Source organism: Nostoc sp. (genome assembly GCF_036917235.1).
Classification (GTDB): Bacteria; Cyanobacteriota; Cyanobacteriia; order Cyanobacteriales; family Nostocaceae; genus Nostoc.
Genome location: NZ_JBALDU010000075.1, coordinates 1 through 7,870, shown reverse-complemented (window position 1 = coordinate 7,870; position 7,870 = coordinate 1). Strand labels below are relative to the sequence as shown.

Sequence of the window (7,870 nt, the reverse complement as noted above, 5' to 3'; positions counted from 1 at the left end):
GCCTGAGGTAAAACATCGGGAAATTTCTTCGCTAGGGCAGCCAATGCTTCAAATCGCTTCTCCTCATTACCGATTTCTTGGGCAGCATCAATAGCCTGAGGTAAAACATCGGGAAATTTCTTCGCTAGGGCAGCCAATGCTTCAAATCGCTTCTCCTCATTACCGATTTCTTGGGCAGCATCAATAGCTTGGGGCAACACTTTAGGAAATTCATTTGCCAGAGAGGATAATATTTCAACACTATTTTCACTACCTCTAATTGCTTGAATAGCATCAATAGCTTGAGGTAGAACCTCGGGAAATTTCTTCGCTAAAACAGCCAATGTTCTGGCTCGAGAATCATAATTATATATGTAGTCATTAATATGGATATACCAGTAAGTTGTTATTAAATTAGCATTGAGAACATTAAGAGCCTGAGGCAACAATTCTATTGATAACCTGCTAGTCAAGGCAATCAATATTTCAGAACGATCACGTGAAGTTTCAACTGTTTCAGCAGCGTTAAGGGCTTGGGGCAACAACTCTATTGGTAATTTATCGGCTAAAGCAACCAATACTCTAACTCGATCTGCCCCATTGGTAATTACTTGAGCAGCATCGAAAGCTTTGGGTATTAATTCTATTGGTAATTTATCGGCTAAAGCAACCAATACTGTAGCTCGATGTGCCCCATTGGTAATTACTTGAGCAGCATCGAAAGCTTTGGGTATTAACTCTGTTGGCAATTTGTTAATTGAAGCAACCAGCACTGTAGCTCGATCCTCATCCTTCATTACTTGAGCAACATCAATCGCTTGAGTTACCAAATGTATTGGCAACTTATTAGCTAGAGATGCTAATAATCTTGAATAGCCTTCACTCCCAAGCATTTGTATTTGTGCTACGTCAAGAGCTTGGAATACTAATAAATTTTTTTTTTGCTAGAGCAATTAGTACTCTAGTTTGATATCCCTTATCCTTGATTGTCTGAGCAATATCAAGAGCTTGAGGCATCAACTCTTCTGGTAACTTGTCATCTAAAGCAAGTAGGATCTCACATCGACGGTACTCAGGATTAGTTTTGATTACAGCATTTAAAACTTGATGTATCAACTGTGTTGGTAGTTGTTTGACTAAGGCGTTCAATGCTTTGGAACGACAATCAACAACCTCAATCTCTTGTGCGATTGCGAGAGCTTGAGGTAGTAGTGCTGATGGTAGCTTATCAGCTAAAGTAACTAATGCATCAGATCGGTCAAACACTGAACCAATTGCTTCTGCTGCACTCAAAGCTTGAGTCCAAGCTTTTGCCAGCTTGTCAGCTAATACTACGTCTAAAGGTTGGACTTGAATTTTTGCCATCCTGTCAGATAAAGTTGCTAGTATTCTAGCTCTATCAGATACGCGTTCAATCTTTTGTGCGGTTTCTATCACTTCATGAAGAACCTTCGTTTGAATTTCAACAGGTAGATCCTTTAGCAAAAATAATAAATTCTTTGCCCGAAGTTCAGGAGTAGTGTTCCGTGCATAAGTTAAAGCTTTAGCCGGTGTCCAAGACTCGTGTTTATGTTTAATAAGAGCCGCCATTAGTTCTGTTGGAATCTCTGTCAAACTATGAATCGAAGCTTTGATCAAAGCATAACGGCACTGTAATCCAATGCTTCTTCCCGGTTCCTGAGTATATGCTTCATCCACTTTCGTCCATGCTAATTCTATATCTGCTATAAAGCCAGCAGTATCTCCTTCATCATCCTTCACCTTAAACCAGGCGTTCTTTCCATGCTTCTCCAGACTCAACAATATATGCAGTTCTTCTACACGATCCGCCTTCACCAAATGTTGAGCTATATACTTCCGCCCATAGGCATCGATTCGCTCTAGCTCCTGCCAAGACTTAGACCTTCTCTTACAATAGTCAATAATCCGTTGATGCTGTTTTCGCTCGTTGCACCAAAAATCTGGATTGTGGTCTTCATCTAGTAAGTAGTCCCGTAGAGATTGATGAAAAATGGAATAAATTTCTTTATTTTGCTCATCAGTCTCTACATCAAAAAATTGACGAGCAATTCTGATGCTGCCCCTAACATCTTCAGAATCGATCTTAGTAAAGTTTGAGATTTGCTTCTCAGAAATTGGTTCCAGGGCAACGGTCAATACTCCAAAAATAGGTTTATATCGTTCGCTCCAGTCTTCTTCTGAGAAGCGAGACAGAAAGCCGTGATAAATGTCATCAATGCTCTTCGGCAAAGCTGCTAGATTGTCCAAAGCCTGTCGCTCTGCTTCAATATCGTTCAGCAACAGCATTGTATACAAGAAATTTCCGTGGGAAAGGTTTGTAATCTCGCTAATCAAAGTTTGCGGTTGCGCCTGATTAACCTGCAAGCGATTCTGTAAAGCAGGTTGGGCAACACGATTATTTAAATACTCTCTAATATCAGACAGGCTTTCGTCCGACTTTTCTTGTAATTGATAAGGCTTTAATGGTTCAAATCCCCGCAAGACCCGACGCTCAGGACGAGAAGTCATGACAAAGCGAACCCAAGAAGGTAAACTGGTTGATTTAGATAACTGGGTCAGCAGCTTTACCAAATTAGTGCCTGTAGTAGTTACAGCTTCATCCAGAGAGTCAATCAAAATAATTGCCAAAGCAGGCTGTTCTTGCTGACGCTCCGCATACATTCTCTGCAACTCTTCCAGGGGTGCCCTAATCAAAATATCCAGTTCATTCTCAGGGTCACTTTCCTTCAGATTTTCGATGTAAACCCCTGTGACTTCACTTCCGGTCATTGAGCCAATATTGATATTGACCTCTATTCGCAGATGAACAGGCTTGATTGTATTTGCTAAAGCATGACCATAATCTGGAAGATGCTCTCCTAATTGGGCTGCTAGTGATCGCAAAATTCGCCCCGGTCTAACAGTTTCCACATCCCCAGCCCGACAAAAGTGATAGGCAGCCACATCATCGCGGATTTGGGTTAAACGAGCGGCGATCGCACTTTTCCCCACTCCCGGTTCTCCAGTCAAAATGAAGAATCTTTCATTTTCCTGTTGCAACCATCGGTCAATTTCCTTGAAAACCCACTCTCTACCCGTAAAGTTTTCGGTGAGTCTTTCGATATCACGCTCAAAGGCGATCGCTTTTAATTGGGTTGAAATAGTTCCAATCATGGGATGTGCTTTAGGTACGGATGAATGCTTGATGTGTCAAGGACGATTAGATTTCAAATGGTTGGATTGTTGAAATCATTGATTGTCGGTTCTTGCACAGTCACTTTGTTCAACTTGTGTCGTATTGCTGCGATCGCTTGATAAACATACTTGCGTACCCGGTTAATCCCTCCCAAAGGTTGATGCTCAGGAAGAGCGTGCCAGGGATTAAATGACAAGTTTTCGTCGAACCGCCGTCGAGCCTCTGTATCAAACGTTTGCATCGGAATCCGAATGTTTGCTACTTTGATAAATGGTGAGTCCGTCTCACTCCATTCTGCTGTCGCATCCTCAACAGGCATTTGATCGGGGTTTTTCTGTAACTGCACCAGAAAATCAAAATAGACCTCTTGTTTACTCAGATGCTCAACTATCACTTCGCGCAAGAAGTTTTCAGATTCTAAATTGGGTGCGATCTGAATATTGCTTTGGGTCACACTGGGTTTAACTGAAAATTTAATCACGCGATCGCCAAGTTTGTAGGGAGTTGTACTCCAGTATTGAATTTGGAGTTGATTCGTCACTGTTTTTTTCTGAATCGTCTTCAGAATTTTGAATTGTTTCAAGTGAGATGGAACATACATGAGCAGCAGTGGAAGCGGCTTCAAAGGCTTAAATGGCATTTTCTTTGCCATCTGTACAGCTTTGGCAAAGTCAAGAGAATCTTGAGCATCTTTGAGAAACAGCACTGGGTGGTTAATCAGAATAAAGTCCTGTGTCTGTGCCTGTCGTTCCTCTTCCAACAGTTTTTCGCCTTCCACTCCCAGGAGTTTAATTGCCATGCCGCGCACATCCCCTTCAGAATCTTGCTGCGGTTTCATAGAACCATTTGAGAACCGGACAAAAGCTGAATACCGACGCGGTTCTCTAAAGATGCCAAATCTGCACTCCTCAGGCACATCCTCAACAATAAATTCGGCTTTGACGCATCCATGACTTTTAGGATGCTGCTGACGCTGAACGGGATCGGTTTCCTTGTCCAATACTCCAATCGAGCATTGAATCACTTCAGCAATTACTTTATCTTCGTTTGCGGGTGGATTTTCTGGAAGGTTGGGGGAATTACTTTGAGTTTTCATATTCGCTTTCATTAGATTCGATTATAGGTGCTGAAACAGCAGAAGATTCTTGAATAGTGAACAAATTTCCTACTAATCTCGAAATATCGGTTGATTTCTTTAGTGAACGTGTTGGCTTATTACTGTGAAGGAAAGTAGGTTGTCTTCCATATAGACTTTTTAATCCGAGACGGATTAATGTAATGGCAATATTTTCTAACAAGCCTATTCTTTTATTTCACAGTTATAGCGTCTGAACCAAAATATTCCTTAATGTACTGCTCAATCTCATTAAGTAGGTTGTCTCCTTCTTCAGAGAAAGGATATATCTCAAATTTGTTTACAGAAATTAAGTGATCTTTGTAAGAGTTAACTGCGTGGTAAACAGCTTTAGCAGCATTTTGGCTACCAGCATAGTCAGGAACAACAACAACATTGTTTAATTCAAGATGTGATTGATTACAGCCCAAAGACCTAACATCCTCAACAAATTTTTTAGCCGCTTCTTCAGAACCAAAAGATAGCGAGATACGCTCAAATGATGCGACGAGAGCCGAACCTTTGAATGTGCTAAGGGACATTAGAACCACAGCAATTATGGGATTGCCATTCGCTAGATAGATTGCCATTTAAAATTCCTCTTGCTCTAAAAAGTGATGTTGTATAAACGAACAACGCTGAAATAGATTGAATCAAGCGACTAGTTTGACATTGAGAACATAGCTAAACTGTTGGATTTTATAAACCTTGGAATTTCAAGCGAGAGTGTGCTAACCAGAAAAGAGCCAATGCAACAAATGCAGGAAGTGTTTGAAGTACAAGAGTAGTCCATTTTAAGGTCAATGCACCGAAACTGCCAGCGATTATGACACACACTAAAAAAAATACACAGATTTCCAGAGAATTGCTTTTAGCAAAAGCTCCCCAAATTAAGCCAGCCGCAATAAAACTTTTATAAAGACCTGCATTTTGTACAATTGGAGCAACTTTACTGGCTATCTCGGCAGTGAAATCAAGCCTTTGGTAAACTAATGGGTTTTCCCAAAAAAATATTTCAACTACGGAGATAGCAATATGCACAGCAGCAATAATTAGAACAGCAATAGTACTTATGATTGATATTTTAGAACCTATCCTTATCTGAAATATATAGCTTGGGCTGTTTCTGTGGCCGCAGTCTCCTCACTCAAAGAAACCAGCACAGGCATCAGGGCTGACGTATCGCTGAGTTTGAATCACTAGCTTAACAAAACTGCCACATAACAACTATTTAATAGAGGTAGTTGTATAGCCTTTTTGTTTCCACCAAACCGCCTCTATTAACAATATGAAATCAAATTTATTAAATTTAATTTATTCTTAACATATATATCTACTTATTTACGATTTTTTTAGCATGATATATAGTGGAAAATCCTTGGTTTTGAAAATTAACGGATATGCATCATGTGATATTAAATTATTTTTAATTAATAAAAATCTAAGGTAACTTTAAATATTTAAATAAAGCTAGATCAACTCATCTACAACACTGCCATAGGCAAGAGATGTAACCCATGACCAAAGAAAGACAATACCTTGACTTTTATCTACAATTAAGAGATTTGGATCGCCTTGCCAAAAGCTTCAAAGTTGCTGTCCTGCCATCACCTGCGATTGGCGAAAGTCGAGAAGCAACTACTGTAAACTACAACTACGATGAGCTAGCAAAAAGCCTTAGTCGTTTGGAACATAGACAGATTGATCAAAAAAGCCTAATTCAATTTGGTGAACATCTAGCAAACTTACTCTTGCCACCTGGAGAGATTCGCAACCTGTTTGAGCAAGTTATCAAAGATGCAGGTCAAGACGGAGGTGTGCGATTACGCTTGTTAACCAGTGAACCCGAACTAGCACGACTGCCTTGGGAATATACCTATCTCCGTCTGAACCCAGGTGAAACAGGCTATCGGCACTTTTTGGTTCTCAATCCTCAGATTTCACTAGTCAGACACGAACCCATCGCCAAGAAGCATCCAAAAGTTGAGGGCATCGATCCTAAGCAACTTCGCCTGCTAGTAGCGATGGCGAATCCCAGAAAAGATCTTAATTTAGAGCGTGAAAAGAATAATCTGACGAAGGTACTTGAGGAATTTAAAGTAGATGGTGTGACTTTGGAGTGGCAACCATTACTTGAAAACGCGACGATTCGTGACTTAACAAATGCCCTGATGAAAAAGCCAGGGCTTTTCTACTTTGCAGGGCATGGTTCTTTTGACCAAGAAGGTTACATTATACTACAAACAGATGCATCAGGGGCAACCTATTCAATGTCTGCGAGTGAGTTAGGACTGCAACTTAAACAAGCAGGAGTTAGAGTCGCTGTTTTCGGAACCTGTGAATCGGCTCGACGAGATGGGGCTTCAGAATGGGCTGGGGTTGCTCCTACCTTAGTTGCCGAAGGAGTGCCAGTTGTAGTTGCAATGCAATATGAAATCTTAGATAATCATGCGATCGCATTTAGTGAAATATTTTATGCAGCCTTAGCGGCTGGGTTATCGGTAGATGAAGCAGTTGCCGCCGGAAGGTTAGCGATGCTGGGGCAAGATGCAAGCAATCAGCGTAAGCTTGAAGTAGTTTCAGAATCGCCAGATTCTAAGTACGTTTCTAACGAAAAGCCTGCTAATGTGCAGTGGGGAGTGCCTGTTTTATATATGCGTTCAGCAGATAGCATTATCTTCCCTAGAAAAACATCTGCGGTTGCAGAACAGATTCGTAAAGTCATTCAGCAAAATATTGGCTCTATTAAAAACGGTAGTAGTTTCACTGGTCTTAAGGTCAAACGAGCAAAGGGATCATTTGAGTTTGTGTTGAATATTCAAGAAATTGATAATGCAACAGTAAAGGGAGCAGAGTTTGAGGAGTTATAGCATCAAAATTTCTGAGGTTCATTCAACAGGTGTTCTAATCTCTGCTAAATCTCCTGCTAAAAAAGATAAATCTTTGTAGATTATTCTGTTTCTAATAATTTTGTCTCAATTGATAGAATTAGGGAAGCGATCGCTGTTAACTTATGTGTAAAAAACCACATCGACATTAGTAAAAGTGGGAGAGCGTTAGCATTTGTTAAACAATAGACATCTCCAACTTTGACAATGTTACCGATTTTTGCTCGAAGCCGTGACCAACCAAGGAGGTTGGTTTAAATGTCAGAATTTGAACATAGCTATGCCTTGGTCATTGGTATCAACGAATACAGCAACGAAACTTCTTCCCTCAAAACCGCCGTCAGTGATGCAACAAAAATCGCCCACATCCTTGAAACCGAGCATAACTACACTGTTAATCTGCTTCTTGATCGAGCAGCTAACCTTAGCCAACTTCGACAAGTGCTAGAAACAGAACTGCTAAAACAAATTCAAGCTGGCGATCGCTTTATCTTGTACTTTGCTGGACATGGCATTGCCCTTAACGGCGAGGATGGCCCCGAAGGCTATTTGGTTCCTCAAAACGCTAAGTTTGGCAATGTTAGCACTTACCTATCCATCTGGAGTTTAGACTAAATAGTCGAAATCAAAGAAAAAAGAGGGGGTCTGATTGAACACAGACCCCCTTTTGACAGAAGGTGAGAGAAGAACCAC

The 7,870-nt window shown here is 40.7% G+C and carries 6 protein-coding genes and 1 pseudogene; 2 read left to right on the top strand and 5 right to left on the bottom strand.

The window, feature by feature from the left end; all coding sequences use genetic code 11:
- The 5 genes and pseudogenes from V7K44_RS21725 to V7K44_RS21705 all read right to left on the bottom strand — a co-directional run.
- A pseudogene (locus V7K44_RS21725) lies at positions 1-872 on the bottom strand (hypothetical protein); the annotation flags it as partial.
- A gap of 16 nt (positions 873-888) precedes the next feature.
- Entirely contained in the window at positions 889-3,153 is a 2,265-nt protein-coding gene (locus tag V7K44_RS21720; protein WP_334934235.1) for an AAA family ATPase, read from the bottom strand.
- Positions 3,154-3,206: 53 nt separating this feature from the next.
- Positions 3,207-4,283 (bottom strand): catalase family protein, encoded by a 1,077-nt coding sequence (locus V7K44_RS21715; protein ID WP_334934233.1) that lies wholly within the window; start codon positions 4,281-4,283, stop codon positions 3,207-3,209.
- A 200-nt stretch (positions 4,284-4,483) separates the two neighbouring features.
- The gene (locus tag V7K44_RS21710) at positions 4,484-4,879 is read right to left on the bottom strand and encodes a hypothetical protein (RefSeq protein WP_334934231.1); all 396 of its coding nucleotides are present in this window, start codon (positions 4,877-4,879) and stop codon (positions 4,484-4,486) included.
- 109 nt (positions 4,880-4,988) lie between these two features.
- Positions 4,989-5,330, bottom strand: coding sequence for a DUF1304 domain-containing protein (locus V7K44_RS21705; RefSeq protein WP_334934229.1), 342 nt, complete (start codon positions 5,328-5,330; stop codon positions 4,989-4,991).
- A 476-nt stretch (positions 5,331-5,806) separates the two neighbouring features.
- Between V7K44_RS21705 and V7K44_RS21700 the strand changes: the two genes are divergently transcribed.
- Both V7K44_RS21700 and V7K44_RS21695 read left to right on the top strand, forming a co-directional pair.
- Positions 5,807-7,159 carry a CHAT domain-containing protein gene (locus V7K44_RS21700; RefSeq protein ID WP_334934227.1) on the top strand — a complete coding sequence of 451 codons (1,353 nt, stop codon included), beginning with the start codon at positions 5,807-5,809 and terminating at the stop codon, positions 7,157-7,159.
- Positions 7,160-7,435: 276 nt separating this feature from the next.
- Entirely contained in the window at positions 7,436-7,792 is a 357-nt protein-coding gene (locus V7K44_RS21695; RefSeq protein WP_334934225.1) for a caspase family protein, read from the top strand.
- The last annotated feature ends 78 nt before the right edge of the window (positions 7,793-7,870 follow it).

Coding starts and splice junctions, on each gene's coding strand:
- V7K44_RS21715 (WP_334934233.1), bottom strand. CDS start 4,283: ATGAAAGCGAATATGAAAACTCAAAGTAATTCCCCCAACCTTCCAGAA.
- V7K44_RS21700 (WP_334934227.1), top strand. CDS start 5,807: ATGACCAAAGAAAGACAATACCTTGACTTTTATCTACAATTAAGAGAT.
- V7K44_RS21695 (WP_334934225.1), top strand. CDS start 7,436: ATGTCAGAATTTGAACATAGCTATGCCTTGGTCATTGGTATCAACGAA.
- V7K44_RS21710 (WP_334934231.1), bottom strand. CDS start 4,879: ATGGCAATCTATCTAGCGAATGGCAATCCCATAATTGCTGTGGTTCTA.
- V7K44_RS21720 (WP_334934235.1), bottom strand. CDS start 3,153: ATGATTGGAACTATTTCAACCCAATTAAAAGCGATCGCCTTTGAGCGT.